Source organism: Exiguobacterium sp. s141, assembly GCF_018618085.1.
GTDB classification, from domain to species: Bacteria; Bacillota; Bacilli; order Exiguobacteriales; family Exiguobacteriaceae; genus Exiguobacterium; species Exiguobacterium mexicanum_A.
Genome location: NZ_JACSLJ010000008.1, coordinates 16,627 through 41,638, shown reverse-complemented (window position 1 = coordinate 41,638; position 25,012 = coordinate 16,627). Strand labels below are relative to the sequence as shown.

Sequence of the window (25,012 nt, the reverse complement as noted above, 5' to 3'; positions counted from 1 at the left end):
TAATGAGATATTATCTTGAAGAAACTAGTGATGCATATAAATCATATACATGGTTATCAGATAATTTAGCTCCACACTGGAGGAATAGTATCCCTCCAATAGAATCTTTCGGTATTGTTGGAGAAAGGTTATTCACACTTTCAGACATAAATTTATTTAAAAAAAAATGTGATGATTTATTGTTACGTCACTTTATGAAAAATCATGGTGAAGCAAACTATAAATTTTTGTTGTTAGGTCTTGAGTCAAATGAGTCAAAAAAAAGCGAAAAAATGTTTAATTATTTCAAAGTTTGGAAAGAGCTTGAAAAAGAATTCGATTTGAGTAATTTTACTTTGAGAATTGAAGTGCCATTACAAATTGATGACGAGTTATGTTACATTGGGTTATCAGAATTTGATTTAAATTCTTTACCTACTGTAACTGAGATTATGAGAAAATATCCCAAAACATATTGTATTATTTATAAAGAAGTAAAAAGTGAAGATTCTACAGAAAATCTAATTAGCATATTGATGGAAAACGGATTTAATAAACTTCCTATTATTGACTTTCCGAATCTAATTCCTACTTTAGCTTTAAATCATTATAGTATATGCCTTTGGAAATTCTATAGCATTGAAGAAGAAGTGTGCTGTTTTTATAGTAAAAATGAATAGTTTTGCAACTATTCAAGCTTTTGACGAACCATATCGCTTTTTGCGAATTGGTTCGTCTTTTTAGGTTTGATTAGCTTGAGATGAATTTTCCAACATTATATTAAAGAGTGATTATGATAGCCACCGGTACAGGGATTGGGCGCCTATTGAACCTGACAGATTACCATGGAGTGCTCCAAACATGGGGATACGAGGATGTGAACGGTGTCGGAACTGAGCTTCCACTCTCGATCACGTTAGCAGGAACGAAGCGTGACTTTGTATATGATGTCGCTAAACGAAACCATAGGGTAACTGTCGATAGTCAACATTGGGCCTTCCGCCATAACGAGGATGGTAAGACGACGCAGATCACCATGCCGGGACAAGGCGTGGAGTCGCTTGTCGAGTTCGATGAGACCGGTGCCGTATCAGCATGGTCCGCCTCTGCCGATGACAAACTGCGAGTTATTCATACGATGCGATGAATCAACTGGTCGAAGAGAAGATACTAGACGGTCAGACGGTCACTTACACATACGACAAACGCGGAAACCGCACACACATCAACAACCAAGTTGTAGCTGAGTTCGATAACTCCAACCGAATGACCAAGTTCAAGAATCAAGCCATTACGTATGATGCAGACGGGAACCGGGTCGATGACGGACGTCTGAAACATTCATGGGATGGTCTAGGGAAACTGACGGCGATTGAAGAAGTCAACGGGACAAAAAAATGGCAGTTTGTTTACGACGAACAAGGACGTCGCATCCAAAAGACAGGGCCAAGCGGCACGATTCGCTTCCATTACGACGGAGATTCGAATCGACTGATGGCCGAGACAGATACGGCCGGAAAGCCAATCCGAGAGTACGTCTATAACGCAGACCATATCCTTGTCGGACTAAAAACAAACGGGACATGGTACAATTATCAACGGAACTATCGTGGGGATATTGTAGCGATCACGGATATGGATGGGAAAGTTGCTGCCGAGTACACCTATGACACATGGGGCAAACCACTTGCGACGAATATCATCGATTCGAAGTTGACTAATCAACCGATTCGTTATGCATCATACTATTATGATGAAGATTTAGCGCTTTATTACTTGATGGCACGCTACTACCAACCAGAGCATACAGTATTCTTATCGATTGATCCTTTAGTAGATAGTGATGAGTCGATTGAAATGGCAAACGGCTATAGCTATGTCACAAATAACCCTGTGACACGGGTTGATTCGAGCGGTTTGGTCCAAGTCGATATAAAAACTTCGTATGGCGGCGGGGGCGGAAGTAACATTCCTCCTCGAAATGGAAAAAATAAAACGCTCGTGTTCTTAAAGAAAATATTCAGTCCTGCTAAGAGCATGAAGGGTAGGAATGTTGGAACAACAAATCTATTCGGGTCTTTAAACACAAGAAATATACCGAATATGTCTCGAAGTCAAATATTAGAAAAGATACCTAAAAGATGGAAGTATACAAACCACAACGGATTTGTTCATGTTAGAGATGCAAGTGGTCAATTGCGAATGAGAATCGATCCACCAGACAGTAAAACTAAATATCACCATGTTCACTTGTTTAATCAGACAGGTAAGCCTCTAAATAAAAACATGAAAGTTGTAAATAGAAACAGTCGTGAGGCACATATACCTTATAGAAGGTGAGGAACAAAAATGAATGTACAAGAGATTCTAGATGAATTTGAAAAAATATATTATTGGGATGCTCGAGTTCTTGGGTTTGATTGTCGGTATTATGGAGATGAAGTTTCAGTTAAAATCGAGGAAGAAAATGAGGATTATCACCATCTGATTAAATTTTTAGGGTGTATAAAAGTAGACATATCTGCTCCATTAGACGATCGGATAGCGCCTGTAAAAGAATTAACTAGATTACAGCTCCCTTATTTTATGCATGATGTTAGTATTACAAGTTATGTACTCGAAGAAACAGAGGTATTTGTATGTAACCTGTTGTTCCCTCCAGCAAGCGCTGAAATTCATTTCACAAAGATAGTAATTGGAAAGGAATACCATTGATATACAATTAGTTGATTGTCTTTTAAACAAATTAGAATCATAGATCCTTAAACATTGCTGAAAACCTTAGCCCGATAATTCATCTGGCTAAGGTTTTTTTAGTCAGGATATTAATATTAATTAATGTTACGTCGACGTAATTATAAAAAAATTCTTCTATCAATTTTTTTAAAGATTAAGAAAGCACACCGTATATATTTTCAATCATAATTACGAATACTTGTTTTGTTGAATTGATCTAGCAGATTGAAATCTAACTTTAAATACGAGAATTAACATTGAAAGGAATGGAAAATAAATGTATTCACTAATAGACTTAATACTAATGTTTTTTATTGCGATAGGATTTGTTCTAATATTTAGACTTCAACGTTATTTGTTCCCTAGAAAATATTATGAACTATCTCGTCGAGTTTTTGGACGTGGCATTACTCTAAGAATGCGTATTATTCGTACTATCTTAATCTTTGCTTACAGTATTCTCACCTTATATGTGTTTAAGGATGATACACTCACTGTTTTAACCATCTCATTAGGCAGTTTTTTAATAGTATGGCCAGCCTTGCTTAACCCTTACCAATTTGATTTAAATGAGATGGGTGGATATGGAGAATATACTATTCACATAAACAAAAAAGGTAAGTTGTTTCTATATACCTCGTATTCATTATTTGTTCTTTCGTCAGGCGTATTAGCTTATCTTGCAACAAGATGTGGTGAGATTATTTTGAGGATGACAATAGATTCATTTATAGAATGGCGAGGAAGTTTAATATTTTCGGCGCTCCTTTACATTTTTTTTGAAGGAGGATCTAAACGATTGGAGGATTTACTAGACAATACTATCAGAAAGCAACAGCACGACACGGAATCATATTATGAATAAGAAAAATAAAAATGAGGAGCTTATCTTTTTTAAATCAAAATATTTGGAGATTTGTAGGACGTATAGTAAAAAGACATTGTTGGCCTTTGAAGAAGCTGCAACAACTTGTCAAGTAGACATTGAACTATTATTTGGTATTGTAACACTAGAACGTTTAAGTCGAGGAGATTTACTCACTCGCAATTTAGAAAGGTTAGTTTATTATGTTCTACCTATCTTTATTGTGAAGAAAGATCTGAGCATCGGATTAGGGCAGTTAAAATTGTCCACCGTAAAAAAAAACGTCAAAAGTGAAAATGAAAAATTGTTGTTAAAAAAAATGATTAATCCACACACTAATATTATGCTAGTAGCAATAGTGCTACAAAAAGCGCTGATTACATTTGAAAAATCTGTTCAGATAAATCCTACAGTAATTGAGCGAATAGTAGATATATATTTGAGAGGAGAAGAAAAAAATAGTCCTAATGAGCAAGTAACAATTCATATTCGTCTGCTAAAATGGTCTTATAAAAATTATCTATTCGAAAAAACAATGAAGAAAGAACAGTAGAGTAATGAGAGAAATTTTGAAAAATGTGATATGAACATCGGATAAATTCCACTTCCAAGACTACTTCGTTAAATAACCAACTATAAGAGTTACATTTGCTCGAATCCCATGTAAAGTCATAAGACATCGTATGCTCGAACGCGCGACTAATCTTGAAGTACATCATCTAACGTAACGGAATGCGTACTTGTTTCACACCATCTTTTATCGGTTTCTGTGTCTTGCTGAGCGTTACCTATTTGCCTTTATGCACAGCGTACGTCTGCACTTGGAACACGAATACCTTATCTCGTTAGCAGGGTGCACGCGTCGGGGCCATCACAGATACTGCTGGGAACGTTGCAGCCAAGTATACTTATACCAACGCTATTCAAGATTTTTAAGGAGTTGATGATTCTTCTTTAAATCATCTAGAGGATACACGGTTCTTTCAGGTTCGAAGTGAGCGCTGACCATGGGCTGATTCGGTAAGGCGATTATATAAGAGACAAGTTCCTCTTCAGTAAGATCATGATTGTTGGCGACAGCGATTGACTTGAACCCGAATCCTTTATCGTGAATATACATGAGCGGTTAATCGACGTGATCCACCATCAGGTTCGTCTCGAGGACTGCTTTTGCGTTCAGATAGGGCTCCACCTCCTCAGAAAATACACTTTGAACGACGGGCACTCGCTTATAGAGTGTGAGGGTGTCTTTCCATCCCGTGCATCGATCTAGCTCCTCAAGATATTCAAGTGAGTCTGTTCCCTCTCTTGCTCTAAGGTATGTACCTTCTCGAAATGCGATTCAATATGGTCTATAAAAGCCGTTGACGTTTGAAGGACCTCCTACAACAGTTGTTACTTATCAATGAACATAAAAAGACATTCTCTTAAAGACAGAGGATGTCTTTTTATACAATCATCATTGTTTTAATTTTAAGTTTGAAATCATTCCCCTACCATTCCGTCGTTGTCATTATCGCGCATATAAGGATAAAGCCAATGGTCGCTCATGATCGGCATCGTGAAACCAGCGTCTTTCGCCTCTTGAATCGTCACCTGACCGTTGCCATTCGTATCTACGCTCGAGACATCGCCAGTAGGTTCGGTAGGCTCTGTCGTGGATGGGGGTTCTGGCTCACTTTCTGTGAGGCCAAGCGCTTCGTTTACTTCGTCCGGGTTCACATTGTCAAATGAATCGGTGATGACATTTCCTCTGACAGTGTAGGTGTACTCATAGTGTGAAGGGATGTGTGTGCTCGTATCCGGATACGTGATGATTGCCTCGAAGTCGGTCGCGCCACCGGCCTTCCGGATGACGTCCTCCATATAGGCCTGGTCCCCGTAGCGGTTGAGCGTGCTGTCCTGTGGTGTGATGTTGTAGGCGTTCGAGACGCCCCCGAGCGAGTCGGCGATGACATGACCCTCGTCAAGCTCGCTGTGTTCGACGCCCGGCACCTTCGCTTCATCATGGTAGTAGCGGCCATCCGAGGTCACATCTTCTGTGTCGTCATCTTGCAGGATGATTTCTTCAGCCACCACCCTCACAAGCTGTCCATGTTCGTTCGTGAATGCCCAATACTCGCGATCTCCATATCCGATATCGACGACGACGTTCACCTCGCGGTACCCGGACAAATCCCCACCATTAACTTCAATCAGTTTATAACCGGAAAACAGATTGTTATCCGAACTTGTGACCGTTTCCTCGGCTTCTGCAGGCTCTTCGGAAGTCGTCTCCGTATTTGAATCGTCTGTGCTCGTTTCAGTCGTCTTGACGACTTCTTCTGTCTGATCAGCAGGCTCCTCCACTTTCTCACTTGTAGAAGGGGTGACTTCACTGGTACAACCGGCCATCAGGAGGATGGCCAAAGGGAAGGCTGAGTAGGTAAATTTCATTTTGGTCTCCTTATAGCATGTATATATGTAGATGAGTCAATACGATCTATGTTCAATTATATCCTCCGCATGTTTACGATGCGCCAATCCTTCACGTTTTGTTCGTCCATGTGTTGGGTCACGCGTTCAATCATACTAAACCGTTCACGCTGACAAAAGTTGTAGGCTTCTTCCGGCAATGGCAACTCGACTTCAATCGTGACTTTTACTTTTTTTCTTCGTTTGTTGAATCGACTGAACAAATGATGTTCCAGCTTCGTGATGAACGCGTCGTCGCCAACACCCTCTTCTGACTTCAGTACACCAGTGATTTCGGGACTGCTTCCATCAAGGTGGTGTTTGATTTCAAATGGTGTCGCATCCAGGTATTCGCAAAGGTGATCAAACCGAAGTATCTCTGTATTGTGATATTGCTGAGTCCATTCTTGAAGTCGCATGAGGAGAACCCCTTTTTAGTTCAAGTGTACCGCGTAGGGTTGTAACAAACAGTGACGAAATCGTGTACAGCGTATGTAAGGTGCCGCACATGAGACTTGTCCGATTTCATATTCTGTCCTTCCTTAAAAACGGACTTTGTTCCGAACTTTCATCTCTGCCAACTTTGCCTTTTTCACATCGGGATCAGTGGTGAATCGATAGCTGCTCCCCTCATGAATCCAGGTCTCATCAAAGATGATGCCGTTCATAATATGACGATACGGCATGGCCGTGCATAACGTGTATCCCTTCAGATAGTGTGCGGCTTCCTGAATGGAGACACACTCTTTTAATTCCATTCCATCTTTAAAAATCAGGACCGGTTTATATGTCTTGTTTATTGCGATGGGGTTTCGTAAATCCATTTCTCTCACTCCTCCTATCATCACACCCTGACTATTTATGTATGAGGTCAACCTCAAGAATTAGAAGCAATTTAACAAATAGCGGATTATAATAAAGGTGTGTTGGATAATTTTACAATAATTTTAAAGTGGAGTGATAGAAGATGAATAAATTGATCAAAATCGGGAGCGCCGTTCTATTCAGTGGGGCGTTATTGGTATCGCCATACGGGGAAGCGTCAGCCGCTGCGAGCATCAAAGTCCATTACATCGATGTCGGGCAAGGAGACGCCATCTATATCAAGATGCCGAGCGGTGAAGACGTCATCATCGACGGGGGGAACAAAGGAAAGGGCGATGCCATCGTCGCCTACCTCAAAAAGCAAAAAGTGGATGACATCGAGGTATTGATCTCGACGCATCCGGATGCAGATCATATCGGAGGATTGGACGAAATCTTGGATGCCTACCGTGTCGAGAACGTCTACGCACCAAAAGTAAAACACACGACCCAGGCCTACAAAGACTTCCTTCAAGCCGTGAAACGAGAAGGCAAGACCATCAAAACGGCACAGGCAGGGGTGAAACTACCAATCAAAGGTGTCAGTGCGAAGTTCGTCGGTCCGGTCAAATCTTACTCAAACAGTGACTTGAACAACTGGAGTGCGGTCCTTCATGTCACGTACAAGAAAAACACGTTCTTGTTCACAGGGGACGCGGAGCATGTGTCCGAGAAAGATATGATGGCGAAGAAGCAGACGCTCCGGGCTGATGTCTTGAAGGTGGGCCATCATGGCGCCAAGACATCGACAAGTAGCACGTTCCTGAACACGGTCAAACCGAAGCATGCCATCATCAGCGTCGGGAAGAACAGTTATGGGCACCCGACGTCAGAAGTAGTGACGAACTTGAAACGTCAAAAAGTGAACACGCTTCGCACAGATAAGAACGGCACGATCATCATCACGGGGAACGGCTCGAGCTATGCCGTGAAGAAATCAAAATGAAGCGACGCAGAGGGATCATCGATCGATTTGAAGGGGACTTGGCTGTCGTCGAATTCGGGGAAATGATGGAGGACATTCCAAAGTCACGACTCCCTGAATCGACTCAGTCGGGGGATGTGCTTTGGTTTTATGAGGATGGGCGAGTCGAAGTAGACGTTGGGGAAAAGCAACGATTATCAAAAGAAATCGATGAATTGATGAATGAACTTTGGGAAGATTAAAAACGAGTATCAATTATTCACGATTATATTTTTAAAAATTACAAATCAGTATTTAATAAAGTCAAATCGGCAAATAATTTTTTTCTAAATATAAAGCTCGATTGACATTGAATAAAAACTGATATAAAGTCAACAGCATAATATTCACTAGGAGGATTGTTAAGAATGATGCACGCCGGGAGATTACGCCACCACACTTTGAACAATGGCTAATTAAATATGTTCAAAGGCTCTGTTTTCATAAAACAGAGTAAATGGGAGTAGTCTGCACATTTTTATCAATCTTTGACGAAGAAACAACACACTTACACACATAGCAGATTTACAACTTTTTTCGTCGTGTCCTTCTATTTTTGATAATGGACGCTTCTTAGTTGTAACTCATTTACTCTTGATCACAGACACCATTTTGTCTGTGATTTTTTTATGACTTCATTTAGTTAAATCTAATTAGAAAAGAGTGAAATAAAAAAAGTATTAAAAATGCATACATTTCACTTGTTTATCGCACAACATAAAAATTGGAGGTACAACTCATGAACGAACTTAAACGGCTTGCAAAAAATAAAGGATTAGATGTGTTAGAGGATAGCATTGTGGTAAATGAATCAGGTGTTGATTTTCAGGTTGCTTATGCAAAAGATACGCTTGGTAGAAAGTGGATACTAAGAATTCCTCGAAGATTAGATTCGATGAGGAGCGCCTTGAAAGAAAAGAGAGCACTAGAAATTATGGAAGAACATGTGAGTTTTCAAGTTCCAAATTGGTCAATTTTTGATGATGAACTAATTGCGTATAAGCAATTAGATGGTGTTCCAGTTGCAACAATTGATGTAGAGCAACAAGATTACGTCTGGAGTTTTGACAAAGAGAACACACCACAATCTTACTATCAGTCATTAGGTAAAGTGTTGGCAGAACTACACACATTACCACATGGACACTTCAAAGAAATCGGTATCAAAACTCTTCATGCTAAAGATTTAAACAGTTCGATGAAGATACGGATGGAGAAGGTGAGACAGAAGTATCATGTGAATTCAGAGCTATGGGAGCGTTGGCAAGAATGGTTGGCGAATGATTCGCTATGGCCATCGCATGTAGGTGTAAGCCACGGGGATTTACACCCTGGCCACATACTAATAAATAAGAATTTTGAGATCTCTGGTTTGATAGATTGGACAGAGATTAGTATTGCGGACACATCTGTGGATTTTCTATCACATCTATTACTGTTTGGTAAAGATGGTTTGACAAAGGTACTCGATGCTTACGACAATGCAGGCGGAAGAACATGGTCAAGAATGGACGAGCATATAATTGAGTTGTTAACAACCAGCGCAATAACTGTAGCAGAATTCGCAGAGATATCTGACCTACAAGATATGCGTGAAACAGCTGCTTACATGCTTGCACAAAATGTATGAGGTAAAAGCCATAGTAGCGCTCTGAAGGTGAAAGGGGTATGATTTTTTAAATCATCATACCCCAAGAATGTCATCAGAGTCTTTCGATGTTCAACAATGAAATTCTTGAAAGGAACTTTTGTTCTTCCTCTATCAACACGCCATGCCAATAGTTTTCAAGCGATTTCAGAAGTGGCTTTTCAACCTTATTGTTCTTTTCTAAATCGTGCAATGGATGCACGGTTCTTTCGGGATCAAAGTGACCGCTGATCAATGGCTGATTCGGTAAGGCGATTGTATAAGCGACAACCTGATCTTCACTGAAGTCATGATTATTGGAGATACCGAACGGTTGAAACCCGAGACCCATGCCATGAATATACATGAGCGGCTCATCGACGCGATCCATCTTCAGGTTCGTCTCGAGGGCCGCTTTTGCGTTCAGATAAGGCTCCACCTCCTCTGGGAAAACACTTTTTACGGCATGTACTTGTTCATAGAGACTGAGGTCGGCGTCTTTCCATCCCATGCGCCGGTTCAGTTGCTCAAGATATTCGAGTGGCGTCTGTTCTTTCTCTTGCTCCAAGGTGTGTACTTTTTCTAAGTGTGACTCGATGTAGTCGAGGCAGCCTGCGGACGTTTGATGGACTTCCTGCAACAGTTGTTCCTTGTCGAGGAGCTCCTTGTCTTTCGTCCAACCTGCCAGATACGAGAGCGAGAAGTCGTCTGTCGGAAACCCGAGTTGATGCGAGACGACATAGGCGACCATCTCGGCCTGGAATTCCTTCTCGGGTGCCGTGAGCGGGTGGTCTCGTTCGAAGTTCCGCTCCTGATTGTGCAGCTCCGCGTGGGCGAGCTCGTGAATCAGGACGGTGATGTCCTCGATCGATGTGTTCCGCGGGTTCAAGGCGATTGCATGTAGCTCCGGATAGTAACAACCCTTTGCCGTTCCGATTTCGTCGAGCGGTTCCTCCAATAGCGTCACATTCCGGTCATCCGCGAGCGTCGTCAAGGCGTCACGGATGTCTTGTTCGTTCTCGATCCCGCCGTCCCGGTGATACCGTTTGAAGATGTCCGAAACCTCAATCCCCTTCTCGCGTGCGTCGGTCTGCGTGTACTCGAACACGTGACCGATTTTGAAGTACATCATCTTACGTGAAGGGATGCGTCTTTGTTTTACGCCGTCTTTGATTGGCTGCGGTGCCTTACTGAGCGGCACCCATTCATCTTTGTGCAGGGCGTACGTCACCGGGTTCGGGACGAACACCTTGATGCCACGCTCACCTTTTTGGACCTGTGCGCCTTGTTTCTCCCAGAACGGATAAGAGCCGACCGCGATCGCGCCGGGGAACTGGGACTCGATCAAAACAGCGTTCCGTATCGAGTATTGATGGAACTTGCCGAGGAACTGTAGATGTTCTCGAATCTTCTCTGGGCTCTCGAAGTAGCTGTCAATCTGTTTCCCCATCTGTTCGGTCAGGGCCTCGAGTTCGGCCTTTCGTTCTTCGTTTGTCTTCATCTTGGCCATCGTGTCAGACTCCTTCCTTAAACAAGTCGGTGACAGATTCTGTAGTATCCGTGAATTCGTTCAGTTCACGTTCAAATTGTGGCGACGTTTCCGAGATGTCGAGTAACAGCCGTGTCCGCTCAAAATTGACGGGAAGCAAAACAATCTCGTCTTGCGCGATGGCGGTTAAAAGTTGGCGTTCGGAAACGGACACCGGAATTGCGTACCGTTTTTCATAGATGAGGACCGTGACGGTGTCTGGTTGAAGCGCCAACAATTGTCCCATCGTGAAGGGACGTTCAAGTGGTCGCATAGGAGTCATCCTCTCTCAAAAGTTAGTGTGTCCTTCTTCTGTTTTTGATGTTCGATGCGTTCTTGGACGACACGTTCCGCCGTCTCGAGGAATGTCGGCTTGAATTGGTCCGTCGTCATGATATCCTCGATGCCCTCAGTCTGCATGAGCGCCTGCAGGAGCTCTGTCAGGATCTGTCCGTGGCGGTCGGAACGGTTCGCGGCGAGCCGGATCCGCTCGAGTTCCGTCGATATCTGATCGTGCACCAATTCCTCGATATGACGGGAGACCTGCGTGCTGATCGAGCTAGTGAGGAACTGCATGTCCCATTTCTCGTCGGCCAGTTGTTTATGCTCGTCTGCGATATGGTCGATGACCTGACCGAGGTGGCCAAAGCGTTTGTCGTCGGCGAACTCTTCCAAATATGCGACCGTCTCCGGCTTCAACCGGAGACGGATCTGTCTCAACTCTTCCATCGTCCTCCCTCACTTTCCATATTCGATGTCCCGTTCCAGCTGTTCGAAAGCACGTTGATTCTTCAGGTGCTCAAACTCGTCGTTCATATGCCGTTCGATCCGGTAGAGTGATTCGTTGAAGATTTTTTGTTGGTTGAATGCGCGTCTGACCGGATGTTTTGAGGCTCCATTTTTCTCAACTATCGTTTGTTCTTTTGACAAGTCGCGCATCTCGGAGAGGATGGCATTCCCCATCCGGGTGTAGAGGTCCTGTCGTTTCGTCCTCCGGTACCGCTCGGCCTTTTCCGTGTCGCCGTAGCTGCGACGATGGAACGACACCTCCTGCTCGAGCCGTTCGTTGAAGGCTTGAAACTCTGATTTGAAGTGAATGTCGATATAGCGGTCGGTCAGACGGTCGAGTGATTTTCGGAGCGGTTCTATCCCGTTCATGTTGTAACGCCATTGCCTTTTGTCTTTCGGCAACTGCTCATAGATGTCTTTGAATTGGCGGACAAGGTCGGGATGCAGGACACGGTTCGGTAGCGTTGGAATCTTCCGTTTCCGTTTATGGGCGACCAGTTCGTCGCGGATGAAGGCATTCAGTTTCTCCCGTTCTTTCGTCCGGTCGGCGAGGGAATGGATGACCTTCGACTTCATCAGCTCGATCGACTTCGGTTTTCGTTTGCCGCGTTCGCGCATGTGGCTCGTCTCGACGATGGCGACATGCACGTGGATATTGTCGGTGTTGTAATGCACGGCACCGGTCCAGTAGGCATGGACCATCTTCTCTTTTTGTAGCATCGAATCGACCGCGTTTCGTGTCGCCTGGATCAACCGTTTCTCGTCGACGAGGTCTTCGTGGAGCACGCCGGTCTCGCGTAGCCAGGCGTTATCGAACGAGATGACGTCCTGCCAAAGGATGCTCCCGTTCTCTTGCGCGTTCTTGAAGATGTCGCGGACGGCGCGACGCTTTTGGTCGTCCAACCGGTCGTCCTCACGTGTGAACAGACCGCTCGATTTCATCGCGTCTTCCATGTAATCATGGTACGTCTCGAACTGTTCGCGGCTGTCTTTCGCGTCCGGACGATTGATGTAGTCGAGGTACGTCGTATAACGATGCGACTTCTTTTTCGTGCCCGGTACCTTGAACTTCGACTTGATGACGACGCCCGGCGTCTCACGCATCCTGCATCACCTCATTCAACAAACGCGTCACTTCGGCGAGTTCGTCCGCGCTCCGTTTCAGGTGGAGCGTGTTCGCCTCGAGCTGTCGTTCGAGGCGCTCGACCTGCGTCGATTGGATGCCGTTCGCGCACCAGGAGGCGAGCAGTTCTTTTAAATATTGTTGCCGGGAGCGGTTGTGTTCCTTCGCCCATTCATCGATTTGCTTCACGATGACGGGATCGATGTCGCGGAGTAACAGGTCCATCTGCCTGACCACCTTTCTAGAGGGTACATGTTGCCAACGTCCGAAAAGTTCGTTCAAAGAGCATAAGGGGAAACTGCTATCACTTGTCGTGATAGCCCAGGCAGAGCCTGGGGTTTCCGTGATATCACTAAAAGTCCGAAAACGGCACGAAATGTGCCAGTAAAACCAGCGATTTGGCACGAAATGTGCCACTTAAATCGACAGTTCCCGGAGCCGGACGCGCAACTTGTCGTGCTTTTCTTCGAGCGCTTTGACTGACTGTTCGAGCCTCTCGAGTTCGAGTACGAGCTCGTCACGCTTCCGGCCGAGGTCGAAGATTTCGTTCTCTTGTTCGACCTGTTCGTCGAGCGAGAGGTAGGGGAGTTCGCTTTCAAGTTCCTCTTTGTCTCGGTCGAGTCGCTTGATCTGTTGCCGCTGCACTTCGACCGCTTGTTGCGCTGTCTCCAACTGCTGCTCGGTCTCTGTGAGCTCGTCCTCAATGAATAGTCTCGTGAAAGTTGTCTCGTCAGATGAACCGTGGCTCGCCTGTTCGATGGTCCGATGGTCGGCATAGAGTGATGTCAAAAGACTGTTTTCCCGTTCCTCAGGTGTGAGTGCGTCGCTTGATTGTGACTCGTCCAATCCGTAGATGCGGACGGCGAGCTGGTCAAAATCGTTCGGAACGTTTTCCAATTCGAGCACGTATTGGTCGTTCCGTTCATAAAGCAAATCAACTTCCTTTTCAGAATCCGGACGTGCCTTATATACATAGCGGAAGAGATGGTCGTTCGTGTTACCTGGTGCGTCATCGAGCGAGAGTCGGATACGTATTGTTTTCATCTCGGTATCGTAACTAGACGCGTGGAGCGTCACAATCTCCCCGCTCGAGAGCCGGATTGTCTCGTTGATCGGCGTTTCATTGACCGGTGCCTCTTCAGCAAAGAAGAACGACGAGGTGCCGAAGAAGAGGAAACCGATGACAAAGAATACCCAGAGTCCGAGATAGAAACGGGAGACGTTCTGGGTGAGACGGCGTCGCGTTTGTCGTCGCATCTAGATCCCTCCTTCGGGTGTCAGGTCTTCCATCTCGGTGACAACTAAACGCCCGTTGATGGACTCGAACGTCAAGGCCAACAGTTCTTGCGTCGTCTCCTCGTAACGCGTCTCGGTGATCAACAGGTCTTGTTTGAACCGCACGAGACAATCTTCTCCGGAGACAGAAGGGAACACCTCGATGTCGCGGACGGTCGTCTCGAACGTACCGACGTCACTGCCGTCAGCGGCGAAGAGATTGGCCGCGAGTTCTTCCGACATGACGTCTTTCGCTTGTCGCTTCTGGGTCGTGTAACTGTTCTTCGTGATGGTGAAGGCGTACTCGATGAAACGCGTCGCGCGTGTCGTCAGTTCCTCCATTCGTTCGGTCTCCGTCGAAGCGACGACTGGTTCAGTGTCCGACGGTGTATCTTCGGAAGTCACTGACTTAGAGGGAACGGTGCTCTCGTTTTGTGTCTCACTCGTGTTCGAGGTATTTGCCGCTGGTGCCACGCGTTGATAAAAAAAGATGTTCGCTGCGAGTGAAATAAGAAGCAGTACCCCGAACAGATACGCGAGGTGACGTGCGGTGAGGTTCATTCTTCTTCCTCCTTTCCATACATCTATGACTCAAAATCCGAAGACCGGGGCGGGGTCAATATGACCGGACCATTCGCTCGTCTTGATCTCGAAATGCAGATGGTTTCCGCTCGAGCGGCCGGTCGTTCCGCAGTATCCGAGCGCTTGCCCGGCCTCGATCTGTTGCCCGCTCTGGACGCCGAGGCGACTCAGGTGCGCGTACGCTGTGATGTAGTTGTCATGCCGGACCTGAACGAGATTTCCGTACGGTCCGCGGTTCCCACTATAGATGACGGTGCCACTTTTGACCGCGTGGATCGTGTCGGATGGCGTGCAACTGAAGTCGATGCCGGTGTGGTTGTCCCGTTGTCCGAAGACGACGCGCCACCCGAAATGCGATGTCACGTTGAGCGGGATGGCGAGTGGGGAACGTAACCCCGACAACAATTCTTTCGTGATAACCCCATCGGCGACGGCGACCGGCGCAAGATATTTCAACACCGCGTCGACGTATTCGATATCCCCATAACAGGCGCCGTGCTGGACCGCGCTCGGGCGATGACAGCGGTAGATGCCGGTATGTTTCACACGCTGGTACATCATCTGGGAGAACGAGATGGCGAGTTCTTTCGAATAACGTCCGCCGTTCTCCTGGACATAATCGATAAAGCCGCCGCCGAAGTTGTAGCTCTGTAACGTAAGCTGCACGTCACGGTTCGCCCGTTCGAAGACGGAAGCGAAATGCTCGACGCCGTAGACGATGCTCTCCTCGGGGGAGGCGATGCACCCGATCCGTCCACACTTCGATTCGCTCGCCTGCATCGGGTCGTTCCCGCGCCCACCGCTCTCCTGCATCATGAGCGCCAGCACGAGGTTCGTCTGCTCGGCCAGTCCGTGCTTCGTCAGTTCCGATTCGACGAGACCACGATATTGGAGCACCTGGTCACTAACCTGGAGACCGCCGGCCGTGTCGAACGGGACGTCAGTCGGTTGTTCATTCTGGACACCCGTGAGCGTATCGAGGATCCCGACGATGAGGATGACCAGGAACAAGACGAGTGCTGCGATTCCGAGTAGAATGAGTCGCCACTTGAGCGTCGCGAGCTGCCACTTCGCCGTGACTGCGAAGCGGGCCGTCCGTTTCGCGGCCGCCCACATCAGGCACCTCCACCGAACAGAGCGAGCTCTTCGGGCGCGACGTCGACGTCAAAGATAAGGTTCTGTACGCCGGAGATACTGAGGACGACGCGACCCGTCTCTAGGGAAGGGATGATCCGCATCTCGGAGTTCGAGAGCTGGCCGTCGAACACCGTCTGGATGATCGGGATGCTTTCCGCGTCCTGTTCGCCGATGATTTTGTATTGCGTGAGCTGGAAGAGCGACTTGACGTTCTCGGCGTTCTCGGACTTCGATCCGGCCGGCACGAAGTCGGTGATCAGGTGCGACACGAAGAAGATGCCACCGAAATACTTGCGCGCCTCGCGCATGCAACGTTGCAGATACAGGATGGCCGGTTGGGCGATGTCGCGCGTGTTGATCAAGTGGTGTGCCTCGTCGATGACGATGAGATACTTGCACGCCTCCTCGGTCCGGAGCACACCCTGGTTATAGGCCTTCAGTTGACCCGACCCGTTAGCGATCATCCCGTCCCAAAGCATGTTCATCAAGGAGAAAACCTGCGCTTGGAACACCTCATCGCGCAGGCTCGTCAGGTTTCGGAGCGGAAACGACACGATGAGTTCCTCGTCGAACCGGTCGATCGAGGAGTGCCCGTCGAAGATATTGCCGTAGTTATGAACGAGGTTCGTGACGGCGAGCTCGATGTTCTCGAGACGCCGGACCCGATTCGGGCTGATTGCTTCCTTGATCGAGGTGCGCGTGTCGTCCGTGTAGAGATCACGACGTACGAGTTTTAAAAAGTCGGAGAACGTCGGGTACCGATTCGCCGGATGCGTCGTGATTGGCAGTTCGCCCTGTTCGTCCCAGAGGCCGTGCCGGACGTACAGGTCTCGGAGCAGGATCTCGAACTCGTTCGTCTCTACCTGCGTCGCCGCCGGGTTGATGTAGTGATAGAACACGGCCATCTTCGAGAGATGCTGCATGAACGAGAGTGCCTCGTTGGCGCTGCCGTCATTGTTCGTCACCGTCTTATAGACATGGAGCGGGTTGATGAGCCCGGCCGACCCGTCGAGCGCAATCTCTTTTCCACCGAGCTGGCGCACGAGGTCCGAGAATTCGCCCGTGACGTCGAGGATGCGGATCTTGTTCCCCTTGATCGCCTGGTCGAGCACCGTCTTCTTGAGGAGCGTCGATTTGCCGGACCCCATCTTGCCGATCATGAGTGCGTTATAGAACTTGCGCTGTTTGTCCTTGTGGAACAGGTCGAAGATGACGCTGCCGTTCGTGTCGGTCGTCCCGTAATACGTGCCGGTCGCGTCCTGGAGCGACGTGAAATGGAACGGATAGCCGCCGGCGATGGAGAGGGAAGGGATTTCTTTCCCACGGCGCCGGTTCGGCAGCTTTTGTTGCTGGTCATAGCTCGTGAACAGGCTCTGCCACTCCCATTCCTGTTCGTTCAGGAAGATCGTCGAGCGGAAGTTCCGGGCCTCAAGTTCTTCCATCACTTCCTGCACCTTCACCTCGAGCGCGTCGAGCGTCTTCGCCTTCACATAGAGGCGCAGATGCAGATATTTCATCGTCTCGCCCTGGGTGATCTGTTCGTAGAGCTCGTTCAGTTCCTTATACGTCTCCCGGGCGTCAATGCGGTCGATGTTGTCCTTCGCGTTCTCGAAGCGTGTGTTCTGTTCGGCCATCGACTTGTTGATGGTCTGGATGATCTCACGCTTGTCGGCCGTCCCGATGTCGAGCGTCGTCAAAACACCCGGCATGTTTAAGATGGGTTCGAGCCAGTAGTCATAGACGAGCGACTGATATTTATAGACATGAAGACAGGACAGGTAACCGTCACCGAGCCGGACGAAGTTGGCATCGAACTTAATGCCGCCCTGCGGCTGGATTTTGGCGATGACGTCGGTGTTATAGCCTTTCTCGATCTTGACGGTCTCCGGGTCCTGTTGTTTGGATAACTTGTCACGTAGGCGTTGCCACATATGCGTCACTCCTTTCTTCAGGTGTCGAGTTGCGGTTTCGTGTTCGGGTTGTTAAGTTGATAAAGCACATGGATTTTCTGGTCGAGTGTCAGCTCGCGCATCGGGTTCGAGCGGCGAAGCAGTTTATAGAGGTGCGTCTTCCGCTCGCGTAGCGTCCGTTCGTCGTCGGCATAAAAAAAGAGGAGATAATCGCGATTGGTGCGATGCTCCTCGAGGTATTCGAGCTCCTGCTTCTTCTTTAGTAAGAAGGGCAGGTAGGCTGGTGTCTGATTTTGTCGAATCTGTCGTTCGATGCTGGTTTTCTGCCGCTCGAGACTGAGCGGTGTGTTCAGAGGAACGACCTTGAGTGGGTGCGTGTACGCCTGGAATAGATAGGCGAGGGAGAATACGTCATGGTCCTTTTCCTCCTCGTTCAATGAATAGATGTCTTTCGAGGTGAGCTGGACCATGTCGAGATAGGTCCCGTCGCGCATCTCGAACGACTCGGTCCCGGCGATGTCGACGACCGGCATCAGTTCGGCGACCGTCGGTTTGACGATGATCTTGTCTTTGACCTTCCGTTTCTCGACCACGTCCTGTTCGTCGAGCCAGGTGCCCGTGCGTCTGGCCCCCTGTAGCGTATCTTCAATGAAAGCCATCTCAATCACGTCCTTTCGTGTGCGCGTCGAGCGCGAGATAGGTGTCTTTCCGTTTGATGAGCGCGTAGTAAATCGCATGGACCATCCGTTTCTGCGGGTTCGTCGCCGGACGGAGCACCATGAACAGCCCAAAGACGACAAGGAAGACCGTGAACGGGATGTGGAGCAGGGACGGGATGAACGGGAGCGTCACAAGCCGGAGCACGATGAGCCCGACGAGGAAAAGGAAGTCATGCAGATAGAGCATCTTGTTGATCTTCAGTTCGGTCGTGACCTCGTTCGGGATTCTGTATTTGCGCATGGGTCATCACTCCTTTTTCTTCATATTGTCAGGTTTCGCTGGCGAGGTCGGATAGATCCGTCGCGTTTCTTCATGATTCTGGCTATGACGGTGTGTCTGATTCTCACGCACCTGTTCGATGACCTCGGTCTCGACGTCGAGCACGGTGTCTTGATGGATGGTCCGTCGGGCGCGTCCTTGGCGTTTCTCTGTTGCCGCATCATTCGAACCCGTCGTAGAGGACGAAGACGGGGATGAGTCGCTTGAATGTGATACCTCATGAGGTGTCGGTGACGTCGCGTCGTTTCTGACTACCGATTCACTGTGAGGATGGCCTGGTCCGGATGTGGCATCGGTGGATCCGGTAACCGGTTCGATGGTCGACGAAGCTGGGATTCGAGAATGACCAGAACTTGAATGGTCGTGAATCGACTCCGCTCTTTTCGTCTCCGATGACCTTGTTTGATGGTCGGGTCCACGTTCGGTATTTGATTCAGGGTTCGTCGCATGAATCGATTCGGGAGACGTGCGACCTGACGCTTCGTTCCCATGTGGAGAGCCTTGCGCTTCAGGTTCTGCTTCTTGACCGTTGTTTGGTTGCGCAACGTCCTTCGGATTTGTCGGTTTCTCTTGGTCGATCTGCGTGCGATTGGCGGTTTGATTCGCTTGAGCGATACTGTCTGGAGCGTTTTGTCTCTCGGCGTCCATCCGCTGTGAAGCTTGGCTCGCCGCATCAAGCGGTATATCCCTTTGCGGCAGGGCATTCGAATCCATCCGAGCCGTCGCGGCCTCATGGAGCGATGGCATCTTCGGTGCGCCTTGTGTGGCACGCGCGACTTTCGAGATCGCGTGGGCACCGGCCGAGGTCACGCCTTTCCCTGCGGCATATGCGCCGAGGGCGACACCCCAGCCCCGTTTGAGCCCGGCATCGATGCCGAACAGGCGCTCGACCATGTTCGGCCCGTCAATCAATGCGACCGAGAAGGCGATGAGGGCAATCAGATAGGCGAATCCGTCCAACGTCTCCGCGAGATAGGCGGTCCCAATCGTGTACAGCTTGATGGAGACGAAGATCAGAATAATCACGAGGAACGTGTTCAATATGCTTTGGATGACCTTCTTCGTCTTTTGGCCACTATGCAGGTCGGCCGGCGCGACGAGGATCGCTAAAACATAGTTGAAGGCGAGCTCGAAAGAGAGACGCGCCAGTTTGTAGGCGATCGAGAACAACGTGAAGCCCATAATCCCGAGTGTCACGAAGATGGTCAACCAGTTCGGCTGATAGCGGTAGTAATATTGGTTGTTCCACTCGACGCCACTTTGGTCGAGTTTCGAGCTTCCCATCGTTTCACCATTCCAGGTTAGTTTGGACTGAGAGATTTGTTCGCCAGTACTTCCCAAGCGAAATTCATTACTATCGAATACCTCGTTGATATCAATATTGCGTAAATGACTTTGAGGTAAGGAGTTTAAAGCCGTACCTTCCAAACCAGAAAAATCGTTTCGGTCATATTCAATCAAATCATGAATGTTTTCTCGTAAAATCTGATTTGATATCGATTCATTGGAAGAGTTTTCGTCAGAGCTTTGAGCTGTGAAATCAATCGCGGTATCACTGAATTCACTTACTTGCGTCATCGTTGGAGATAATAGTCCGAGAATGAGCAACGTGATAAACAGATTGATTAAAAATTTTTCTCGATCAAATTTCTTTTGAAAAATGATGAGATAACCCGTGAATAAGAAGCTAGCAGCTAAAAGAACGTACAAAAAAGGTTGAATCGTAGAAACGAATTCAACCACTTGAGAGTTATTAAAAAATGTTTTCGTTAGTAGTATGCTGTCAGTCACTTTTTCAAGTCCATCAATCAATACTGCTAAGCCACGTATTAAAATCCAACCCATTGAGCGGAGGGCATCCAGTACCAGTGTACTGAGACTAAGGATATCAGTGAACTCTTGTAGCTTATTTACGACTTCGTTATCACCCATAGAATCCCTCCATTCAAAGGCTATTTAATGAAGTTAGTGACTTGATCTTTTAATTCGTCTTCTGTAAGGGCAGATACATTTAATTCACGACTGATTTTACCATCAGTCATCTCGTACAATCTGCCACCTTTAAGTTCAGGATGTTCTTGGGTAGAACGCTCTTCAATATCTTCTCCATTAGGCTGAAATGGATTGAATAAGAGAACATCTTTCTTTTTTTCCGTGGCGACTTCTCGCACAGTATCAACGTAAACCCCTTCATTACCTTGACTATCGCTGTCTACAAGAACGTATGCACTTTCTTGCTCAGTTTTAATATCTGCAATTTCTTCAACAGAAGTTGTAGAAAGATAATTCGAACTTTCGGCACCACACGATGCTAAAAGTAACGAACTCCCGAGTAGGACACCAATCAAGATTTTCCTCATAACGTTTACCCCTCCGTCAGACGATTTTCCCCTTCAGTAGATCCGCGACTTTTAAATTGACGCGGAAGTCGAACTTATCTATTAGTGTAACAGTTTTCGGGGTGTCTGAGGTGTCGTCCTGATAGACGGTCAGAAAGCCATCGGTCGTCTGGATATTGAGCACGTCGCCCCGTTCGAGGCGGACGCGCTGCGTCTCGATGATCCTCGCGACGACACGCAGTTCGTTCTGGATTCGCTTCTCTCTCGCACTCTCGGCCATGGGTTCGGCCTCCTCTCTAGGGTGTGCCTTGCTTCAGCTTCTCGAGTCGCTTCGCGATCATCGTGCTCAAAAAGCTCTTCTGGCTGTCAGTGACGTCGTAAACTCCTAAGTTCAGGTTCGTCTCGAACTCAGGGAGGGAAAGTCCTCCGATGTCATGACCCTCGAACATCGAGCGGATGATGCTGTCCTGCAGCACGTCACGTACCGTCAGTGACTTTTCTTCCTGATTCGATGGAGCGTTGATTTCCGTTTCGTCCTCTTTCTTCGCAAAATGGATACGGATCTGTTCGAAGTCGAGACCGGCGTGAAGGCAGGGGATGTCGATGTCATGCAGGGAGCGGTCCGTGTCGAAGTCGTCCGCCAGGTATTCGTAACGGTACTTCATCGCGGTTTTGCCACTCAGAAAGATCGGATACGACTGGATACGCCGTTTCTTCGTGTCCTGACGCTTGATGACACGGATGATGAGCATCTCACCTTCTTTTAACCCCATGACTTCGGTCGCCGTCATGAGCCGACGGCCGTCCACGTTCTCCGTCTTCGATTTCTTGAGCGAGAACGTCTGTCCGGACCGGGATTTCGTGACGATGGTCGCCTCACCGAGCTTCTTCGAGATCAGTTCGGCGGTCGATTCGTCTGCGGTTAATAGATAGTGCGTGTTCCCACAGTTGCCGTCGATTGTCTTCCAGTCCTCCCCGTATAGGTTCTCAAGTTGGGAATAGGCCTGGATGACGAGGTTGAAGCGCATGTTCCGACCAAGACAGACCGTGATGATGTTGGCCATGCCCTCGATCGGCGGCATGTTTCCGAACTCATCGAGAAGGAAGACGACCTGACGCTCGCATTTGCCTTGTTTCGTCTGCGAGGCGACCCGAGCGAGCGCCGTGTATACCTGCTTGATGTAGAGGGAAGCGATGACGTTGAATGTCGGGTCATAGTCCGGGACGATGAGGAACACCGCCACGGGACGGAGCTGATGCATCACCTCACGGATCTGTATCGTCCCGTCGATGGAGTAGTGGAATCGTCCACTCTCCTCGTCATGCACTTCCAGCTGGATCGTCGAAGTGCTTGAGTCGGTTGAGATTTGAACGACGTCCCCAATTTGGAGTGGTGACGTATGGTATACGATGAAGCTACCGTCGTCGTCCGTCGTGAGCGCATATGTCGTCCCGTCGGGGAATCTGACCGTGAGCCGTGTCAGTGGCTCTGCCCTTCCGCTGATCCAGCGGTTGAAGCCGATGCGTCGCATGTCGAGCGAGTTCATCGACGTCAGCTTTCCTGTCCCGTTCAATGTGAAAATCCCGAGCTTCGCATTCGTATTGGCCAGGATACTTGCTCGTGTCTGACCACCAGAGAAGTGGAGCGTCGCGAATTGGAGCCGGGCCGGATGATTCTCAGGAAAGCGTTGAAAGAACTCGTCGAGTGCCGAGCTTTCCTGTCCTTGTCGCGTCACCACCGTCCGGGATCCGAGGTCCGAGAGCATGAGGGCGACGTTGTACATGTTGATTTTCTCTGGCGTGTCCTTTGCCTCCTCACAGAGCCCGAGGATGAGCGCCGTACAAAGGTCGATCGACGAGTTGGCCCAGAACGGGTCCCGTGCCTTCGGGTCATGGTACAACATGAAGGCGACCGAGCGCGCATACTGTTGGGCGAGCGAGTAGTTCTCCTCGAGAAATGCGTCGATTGTCAGTTGCAACAGGTTATATGACATCGATTGGAGCGGGTTCATCAGGTTCAACACCTCGACCTGATAACCGCGTTGCTCGAGCGTCTCCTTCGAGGCGGCAAAAAGCTCGCCTTTCGGGTCATTGATGATCAGGCTCGCCTGGTCACTCGCCCGGCTGTATAGATCGATCGTCGAGAATACGAACGTCTCGCCCTTACCGGATCGGGTCGTCCCGACGACCAGGTTATTGACGGGCGAGTCATCGATGAACAGCTCGTTTTTGACCCGTCCGACGGGGACACCACCTGATCCGTCATACCGTTTCTTCCGATCGGGAACGCGGCGGTACTGTTGCTTCAGTTCGTCAAATGAGGTGAAGCGGGCGCTCCCTTTTTGATTCTTTCGCAGATCCCGGAAGTTCAGCCATACCTTGCCGAACACGACAAGACCGATGAACAGACTGAACGCGATTAGTACGAGCAAGACAGTCGAAGAGGGAAGACTCACCTCCAAGAACAGGGAGGGTGAGAGAGTCGGAATCGTCACTCCGGCCAAAAGCCCTTCTTTTAGAATTGGGGTCATGATTTGTCGAATGATGTTGTAGACCCCGTTCAGCAGATAAAAAAGCCCGACCGGCAGCACCATCAGGCAGAACAGGGCGGGGAAAACCAGACGTATCGGGAATCGTGGTGACAGAGACTGAGTTCTCAATTATTTCACCTACCTTAATCTGAATAAAGAATTGTTTCTAGGTCAACTTCTTCTGCAGCGATAGCGGCTTGAATCTTCTCACGAGCTGCGGTGTCTTTGCTAGATGTTTTCTTTAGTTTCTCGTTCAGTCCGTCAATCGTGGCCGTAATGTCTTGGTATTTATCGATCTTTGCTTGTACGGCAGGGTCGTTTGTCTTGGATGCCCACTCATTCGCGGACTCGATGTCCCCGAGAAAGATATAAGCAGTCACTTTCGCAGAAATACGGGGAGCTATCCATTCCACATTTTTCATCTTAGCCACGGTCTCATGGTCCCGTTCCAGTTTGGCGATATCGAACGCGCCCTCGTCGGTCGGATGTGACGCTTGAAAGTCATGGAGCCGTTCCAATTTCTCTGTATCGGATAGCTCGAGCCCGGCCAGCTTCGTCTCGATCAGGATGGGGTCATCCGTGAGCTCGAGCGCTTTCTGGTCTTCTCCTTCTGCAAGATAGAGGTCGACCAATAGGGCATCTTCTTCCTCGGACCGGTCTTTCCGTTCCAGTAAATTGATGAGCGAAGATTCCTCACCTTGGAGCGCCAGGTCGTAAGCATCCAGCCATGTCTGTTCGATACCGGTCACCTGTTCGGCGTGCGCCTCCTTGTCGATAAACCATTGCGCAGCAGTGAACAAAGATGTGAATACAATCCCCACAGTAGCCGCCCCGTAGATGAGGCGACGTTGCAGGCGAGTCAGGCGTGACTGATAGGTCGATGACACGATCGGGTTCGATTTGGCGGACTGGAGCTTATAGTCATCCGGTGTCTCGGATTCGATCTCGTCGAGGAGCCATAGCTTCTTCGCGTTCTCCTCCTTCTTTGTCCGAATTCGTTGCACCCGGTCTTTCACCTGATGATACAGGTTCGGATAGGTGCCTTCGGTTCCGAACGTGAACGTTCCCCGATAGAGCAGTTCATCTTTCTGGTCGAAGAGCCGGAAGTCACCGGAACAGCTCGTCCCTTCTTCGCTGAGTGCCTGGTGCAGGTCATGGGTCGCGACGACCGCCTCGGCGAAGGTGAGCCGCTCATAGTTCGGGATCCGTGTGTCCGGCAAGTCGGTGAATCGTACAAACAGCATCTCGTTCCTCCTCTCGTTTCAAGCAACAAAAAAAGCCTTCCGATTGGAACGCTGCGCGCGTTTGCA

Annotated in this window: 28 protein-coding genes; 9 read left to right on the top strand and 19 right to left on the bottom strand. The window is 48.4% G+C overall.

Translation table 11 applies throughout. The features are described from left to right. The first annotated feature begins 2 nt into the window (after nucleotides 1–2). The 6 genes from KNP74_RS13610 (at nucleotide 3) to KNP74_RS13585 (ending at nucleotide 4,133) form a co-directional block, all read left to right on the top strand. The gene (locus KNP74_RS13610) at nucleotides 3–659 is read left to right on the top strand and encodes a hypothetical protein (protein ID WP_214764605.1); all 657 of its coding nucleotides are present in this window, start codon (nucleotides 3–5) and stop codon (nucleotides 657–659) included. Between the two features lie 107 nt (nucleotides 660–766). Beyond that, on the top strand, nucleotides 767–1,126 hold the full coding sequence (locus KNP74_RS13605) for a hypothetical protein (protein WP_214764604.1): 360 nt from the start codon (nucleotides 767–769) through the stop codon (nucleotides 1,124–1,126). Further along, nucleotides 1,123–2,319 (top strand): RHS repeat domain-containing protein, encoded by a 1,197-nt coding sequence (locus KNP74_RS13600; protein ID WP_214764603.1) that lies wholly within the window; start codon nucleotides 1,123–1,125, stop codon nucleotides 2,317–2,319. The genes KNP74_RS13605 and KNP74_RS13600 overlap by 4 nt, the downstream gene beginning before the upstream one ends. Nucleotides 2,320–2,328: 9 nt before the next feature. Then, nucleotides 2,329–2,694: a hypothetical protein gene (locus KNP74_RS13595; protein ID WP_214764602.1), complete on the top strand. Its 366-nt coding sequence runs from the start codon at nucleotides 2,329–2,331 to the stop codon at nucleotides 2,692–2,694. Between the two features lie 325 nt (nucleotides 2,695–3,019). Further along, on the top strand, nucleotides 3,020–3,580 hold the full coding sequence (locus KNP74_RS13590; RefSeq protein WP_214764600.1) for a hypothetical protein: 561 nt from the start codon (nucleotides 3,020–3,022) through the stop codon (nucleotides 3,578–3,580). Further along, nucleotides 3,573–4,133 (top strand): hypothetical protein, encoded by a 561-nt coding sequence (locus KNP74_RS13585; protein ID WP_214764599.1) that lies wholly within the window; start codon nucleotides 3,573–3,575, stop codon nucleotides 4,131–4,133. Before KNP74_RS13590 ends, KNP74_RS13585 begins: the two co-directional genes overlap by 8 nt. Before the next feature lie 932 nt (nucleotides 4,134–5,065). Here the strand turns inward: KNP74_RS13585 and KNP74_RS13580 are convergent. From KNP74_RS13580 to KNP74_RS13570, 3 genes are all read right to left on the bottom strand, one after another. After that, the gene (locus tag KNP74_RS13580; RefSeq protein ID WP_251130201.1) at nucleotides 5,066–6,016 is read right to left on the bottom strand and encodes a DNA/RNA non-specific endonuclease; all 951 of its coding nucleotides are present in this window, start codon (nucleotides 6,014–6,016) and stop codon (nucleotides 5,066–5,068) included. 56 nt (nucleotides 6,017–6,072) lie between these two features. Further along, nucleotides 6,073–6,453, bottom strand: a complete 381-nt coding sequence (locus KNP74_RS13575; protein WP_214764598.1) for a hypothetical protein — start codon at nucleotides 6,451–6,453, stop codon at nucleotides 6,073–6,075. 123 nt (nucleotides 6,454–6,576) lie between these two features. Next, on the bottom strand, nucleotides 6,577–6,858 hold the full coding sequence (locus tag KNP74_RS13570) for a hypothetical protein (RefSeq protein ID WP_214764597.1): 282 nt from the start codon (nucleotides 6,856–6,858) through the stop codon (nucleotides 6,577–6,579). A gap of 143 nt (nucleotides 6,859–7,001) precedes the next feature. On the opposite strand from KNP74_RS13570, the gene KNP74_RS13565 reads away from it, so the two are divergent. The 3 genes from KNP74_RS13565 to mphN all read left to right on the top strand — a co-directional run bounded on the left by KNP74_RS13565 (nucleotide 7,002) and on the right by mphN (nucleotide 9,492). Then, nucleotides 7,002–7,844, top strand: a complete 843-nt coding sequence (locus tag KNP74_RS13565) for a ComEC/Rec2 family competence protein (RefSeq protein ID WP_214764596.1) — start codon at nucleotides 7,002–7,004, stop codon at nucleotides 7,842–7,844. Continuing rightward, on the top strand, nucleotides 7,841–8,065 hold the full coding sequence (locus tag KNP74_RS13560) for a DUF3006 domain-containing protein (protein WP_214764595.1): 225 nt from the start codon (nucleotides 7,841–7,843) through the stop codon (nucleotides 8,063–8,065). The genes KNP74_RS13565 and KNP74_RS13560 overlap by 4 nt, the downstream gene beginning before the upstream one ends. Nucleotides 8,066–8,601: 536 nt before the next feature. Then, a complete protein-coding gene (gene mphN / locus KNP74_RS13555; RefSeq protein ID WP_058765874.1) occupies nucleotides 8,602–9,492 on the top strand; it encodes a macrolide 2'-phosphotransferase MphN in 891 nt (296 codons plus the stop codon). Nucleotides 9,493–9,565: 73 nt separating this feature from the next. On the opposite strand, the gene KNP74_RS13550 is transcribed toward mphN, so the two are convergent. The 16 genes from KNP74_RS13550 to KNP74_RS13475 form a co-directional block, all read right to left on the bottom strand. Then, nucleotides 9,566–10,999, bottom strand: coding sequence for an ImmA/IrrE family metallo-endopeptidase (locus KNP74_RS13550; RefSeq protein WP_214764594.1), 1,434 nt, complete (start codon nucleotides 10,997–10,999; stop codon nucleotides 9,566–9,568). Nucleotides 11,000–11,003: 4 nt separating this feature from the next. Continuing rightward, complete coding sequence (locus KNP74_RS13545; RefSeq protein ID WP_214764593.1) at nucleotides 11,004–11,291, bottom strand: hypothetical protein; 288 nt, start codon at nucleotides 11,289–11,291, stop codon at nucleotides 11,004–11,006. A 5-nt stretch (nucleotides 11,292–11,296) separates the two neighbouring features. Further along, entirely contained in the window at nucleotides 11,297–11,746 is a 450-nt protein-coding gene (locus KNP74_RS13540; protein ID WP_214764592.1) for a hypothetical protein, read from the bottom strand. Between the two features lie 9 nt (nucleotides 11,747–11,755). Continuing rightward, nucleotides 11,756–12,910 (bottom strand): MobP2 family relaxase, encoded by a 1,155-nt coding sequence (mobP2, locus tag KNP74_RS13535; RefSeq protein WP_214764591.1) that lies wholly within the window; start codon nucleotides 12,908–12,910, stop codon nucleotides 11,756–11,758. After that, the gene (locus tag KNP74_RS13530) at nucleotides 12,903–13,154 is read right to left on the bottom strand and encodes a hypothetical protein (RefSeq protein ID WP_029596487.1); all 252 of its coding nucleotides are present in this window, start codon (nucleotides 13,152–13,154) and stop codon (nucleotides 12,903–12,905) included. The genes mobP2 and KNP74_RS13530 overlap by 8 nt, the downstream gene beginning before the upstream one ends. Nucleotides 13,155–13,346: 192 nt before the next feature. Beyond that, nucleotides 13,347–14,186 (bottom strand): hypothetical protein, encoded by an 840-nt coding sequence (locus tag KNP74_RS13525; protein ID WP_214764590.1) that lies wholly within the window; start codon nucleotides 14,184–14,186, stop codon nucleotides 13,347–13,349. Then, nucleotides 14,187–14,765 (bottom strand): hypothetical protein, encoded by a 579-nt coding sequence (locus tag KNP74_RS13520; protein ID WP_214764589.1) that lies wholly within the window; start codon nucleotides 14,763–14,765, stop codon nucleotides 14,187–14,189. Nucleotides 14,766–14,795: 30 nt separating this feature from the next. Beyond that, on the bottom strand, nucleotides 14,796–15,902 hold the full coding sequence (locus KNP74_RS13515) for a lysozyme family protein (protein ID WP_214764588.1): 1,107 nt from the start codon (nucleotides 15,900–15,902) through the stop codon (nucleotides 14,796–14,798). Then, nucleotides 15,902–17,854 (bottom strand): VirB4 family type IV secretion system protein, encoded by a 1,953-nt coding sequence (locus tag KNP74_RS13510; RefSeq protein WP_214764586.1) that lies wholly within the window; start codon nucleotides 17,852–17,854, stop codon nucleotides 15,902–15,904. Before KNP74_RS13510 ends, KNP74_RS13515 begins: the two co-directional genes overlap by 1 nt. Before the next feature lie 17 nt (nucleotides 17,855–17,871). Continuing rightward, nucleotides 17,872–18,492: a hypothetical protein gene (locus tag KNP74_RS13505; protein ID WP_214764585.1), complete on the bottom strand. Its 621-nt coding sequence runs from the start codon at nucleotides 18,490–18,492 to the stop codon at nucleotides 17,872–17,874. A gap of 1 nt (nucleotide 18,493) precedes the next feature. Further along, the gene (locus tag KNP74_RS13500) at nucleotides 18,494–18,793 is read right to left on the bottom strand and encodes a DUF5592 family protein (protein WP_214764584.1); all 300 of its coding nucleotides are present in this window, start codon (nucleotides 18,791–18,793) and stop codon (nucleotides 18,494–18,496) included. A gap of 6 nt (nucleotides 18,794–18,799) precedes the next feature. Continuing rightward, entirely contained in the window at nucleotides 18,800–20,764 is a 1,965-nt protein-coding gene (locus KNP74_RS13495; protein WP_371816343.1) for a pLS20_p028 family conjugation system transmembrane protein, read from the bottom strand. 20 nt (nucleotides 20,765–20,784) lie between these two features. Next, nucleotides 20,785–21,192, bottom strand: a complete 408-nt coding sequence (locus KNP74_RS13490) for a hypothetical protein (protein WP_214764582.1) — start codon at nucleotides 21,190–21,192, stop codon at nucleotides 20,785–20,787. Nucleotides 21,193–21,208: 16 nt separating this feature from the next. Beyond that, nucleotides 21,209–21,451, bottom strand: a complete 243-nt coding sequence (locus KNP74_RS13485) for a hypothetical protein (protein WP_012390470.1) — start codon at nucleotides 21,449–21,451, stop codon at nucleotides 21,209–21,211. A gap of 16 nt (nucleotides 21,452–21,467) precedes the next feature. Continuing rightward, nucleotides 21,468–23,603 (bottom strand): VirD4-like conjugal transfer protein, CD1115 family, encoded by a 2,136-nt coding sequence (locus tag KNP74_RS13480; RefSeq protein ID WP_214764581.1) that lies wholly within the window; start codon nucleotides 23,601–23,603, stop codon nucleotides 21,468–21,470. A gap of 242 nt (nucleotides 23,604–23,845) precedes the next feature. Then, entirely contained in the window at nucleotides 23,846–24,946 is a 1,101-nt protein-coding gene (locus KNP74_RS13475; protein WP_214764580.1) for a hypothetical protein, read from the bottom strand. Nucleotides 24,947–25,012: the final 66 nt, after the last annotated feature.

What these genes read in the sequence shown, in the direction of transcription:
- KNP74_RS13530 (WP_029596487.1), bottom strand. Translation starts at nt 13,154, where the DNA reads ATGGACCTGTTACTCCGCGACATCGATCCCGTCATCGTGAAGCAAATC.
- KNP74_RS13600 (WP_214764603.1), top strand. Translation starts at nt 1,123, where the DNA reads ATGAATCAACTGGTCGAAGAGAAGATACTAGACGGTCAGACGGTCACT.
- KNP74_RS13565 (WP_214764596.1), top strand. Translation starts at nt 7,002, where the DNA reads ATGAATAAATTGATCAAAATCGGGAGCGCCGTTCTATTCAGTGGGGCG.
- KNP74_RS13580 (WP_251130201.1), bottom strand. Translation starts at nt 6,016, where the DNA reads ATGAAATTTACCTACTCAGCCTTCCCTTTGGCCATCCTCCTGATGGCC.
- KNP74_RS13495 (WP_371816343.1), bottom strand. Translation starts at nt 20,764, where the DNA reads ATGGGTGATAACGAAGTCGTAAATAAGCTACAAGAGTTCACTGATATC.
- KNP74_RS13595 (WP_214764602.1), top strand. Translation starts at nt 2,329, where the DNA reads ATGAATGTACAAGAGATTCTAGATGAATTTGAAAAAATATATTATTGG.
- KNP74_RS13540 (WP_214764592.1), bottom strand. Translation starts at nt 11,746, where the DNA reads ATGGAAGAGTTGAGACAGATCCGTCTCCGGTTGAAGCCGGAGACGGTC.
- KNP74_RS13490 (WP_214764582.1), bottom strand. Translation starts at nt 21,192, where the DNA reads ATGAGGAAAATCTTGATTGGTGTCCTACTCGGGAGTTCGTTACTTTTA.
- KNP74_RS13545 (WP_214764593.1), bottom strand. Translation starts at nt 11,291, where the DNA reads ATGCGACCACTTGAACGTCCCTTCACGATGGGACAATTGTTGGCGCTT.
- KNP74_RS13570 (WP_214764597.1), bottom strand. Translation starts at nt 6,858, where the DNA reads ATGGATTTACGAAACCCCATCGCAATAAACAAGACATATAAACCGGTC.
- KNP74_RS13485 (WP_012390470.1), bottom strand. Translation starts at nt 21,451, where the DNA reads ATGGCCGAGAGTGCGAGAGAGAAGCGAATCCAGAACGAACTGCGTGTC.
- KNP74_RS13510 (WP_214764586.1), bottom strand. Translation starts at nt 17,854, where the DNA reads ATGTGGCAACGCCTACGTGACAAGTTATCCAAACAACAGGACCCGGAG.
- KNP74_RS13515 (WP_214764588.1), bottom strand. Translation starts at nt 15,902, where the DNA reads ATGTGGGCGGCCGCGAAACGGACGGCCCGCTTCGCAGTCACGGCGAAG.
- KNP74_RS13590 (WP_214764600.1), top strand. Translation starts at nt 3,020, where the DNA reads ATGTTTTTTATTGCGATAGGATTTGTTCTAATATTTAGACTTCAACGT.
- KNP74_RS13520 (WP_214764589.1), bottom strand. Translation starts at nt 14,765, where the DNA reads ATGAACCTCACCGCACGTCACCTCGCGTATCTGTTCGGGGTACTGCTT.
- KNP74_RS13505 (WP_214764585.1), bottom strand. Translation starts at nt 18,492, where the DNA reads ATGGCTTTCATTGAAGATACGCTACAGGGGGCCAGACGCACGGGCACC.
- KNP74_RS13475 (WP_214764580.1), bottom strand. Translation starts at nt 24,946, where the DNA reads ATGCTGTTTGTACGATTCACCGACTTGCCGGACACACGGATCCCGAAC.
- KNP74_RS13550 (WP_214764594.1), bottom strand. Translation starts at nt 10,999, where the DNA reads ATGGCCAAGATGAAGACAAACGAAGAACGAAAGGCCGAACTCGAGGCC.
- KNP74_RS13525 (WP_214764590.1), bottom strand. Translation starts at nt 14,186, where the DNA reads ATGCGACGACAAACGCGACGCCGTCTCACCCAGAACGTCTCCCGTTTC.
- KNP74_RS13575 (WP_214764598.1), bottom strand. Translation starts at nt 6,453, where the DNA reads ATGCGACTTCAAGAATGGACTCAGCAATATCACAATACAGAGATACTT.
- KNP74_RS13610 (WP_214764605.1), top strand. Translation starts at nt 3, where the DNA reads ATGAGATATTATCTTGAAGAAACTAGTGATGCATATAAATCATATACA.
- mobP2 (WP_214764591.1), bottom strand. Translation starts at nt 12,910, where the DNA reads ATGCGTGAGACGCCGGGCGTCGTCATCAAGTCGAAGTTCAAGGTACCG.
- mphN (WP_058765874.1), top strand. Translation starts at nt 8,602, where the DNA reads ATGAACGAACTTAAACGGCTTGCAAAAAATAAAGGATTAGATGTGTTA.
- KNP74_RS13500 (WP_214764584.1), bottom strand. Translation starts at nt 18,793, where the DNA reads ATGCGCAAATACAGAATCCCGAACGAGGTCACGACCGAACTGAAGATC.
- KNP74_RS13560 (WP_214764595.1), top strand. Translation starts at nt 7,841, where the DNA reads ATGAAGCGACGCAGAGGGATCATCGATCGATTTGAAGGGGACTTGGCT.
- KNP74_RS13585 (WP_214764599.1), top strand. Translation starts at nt 3,573, where the DNA reads ATGAATAAGAAAAATAAAAATGAGGAGCTTATCTTTTTTAAATCAAAA.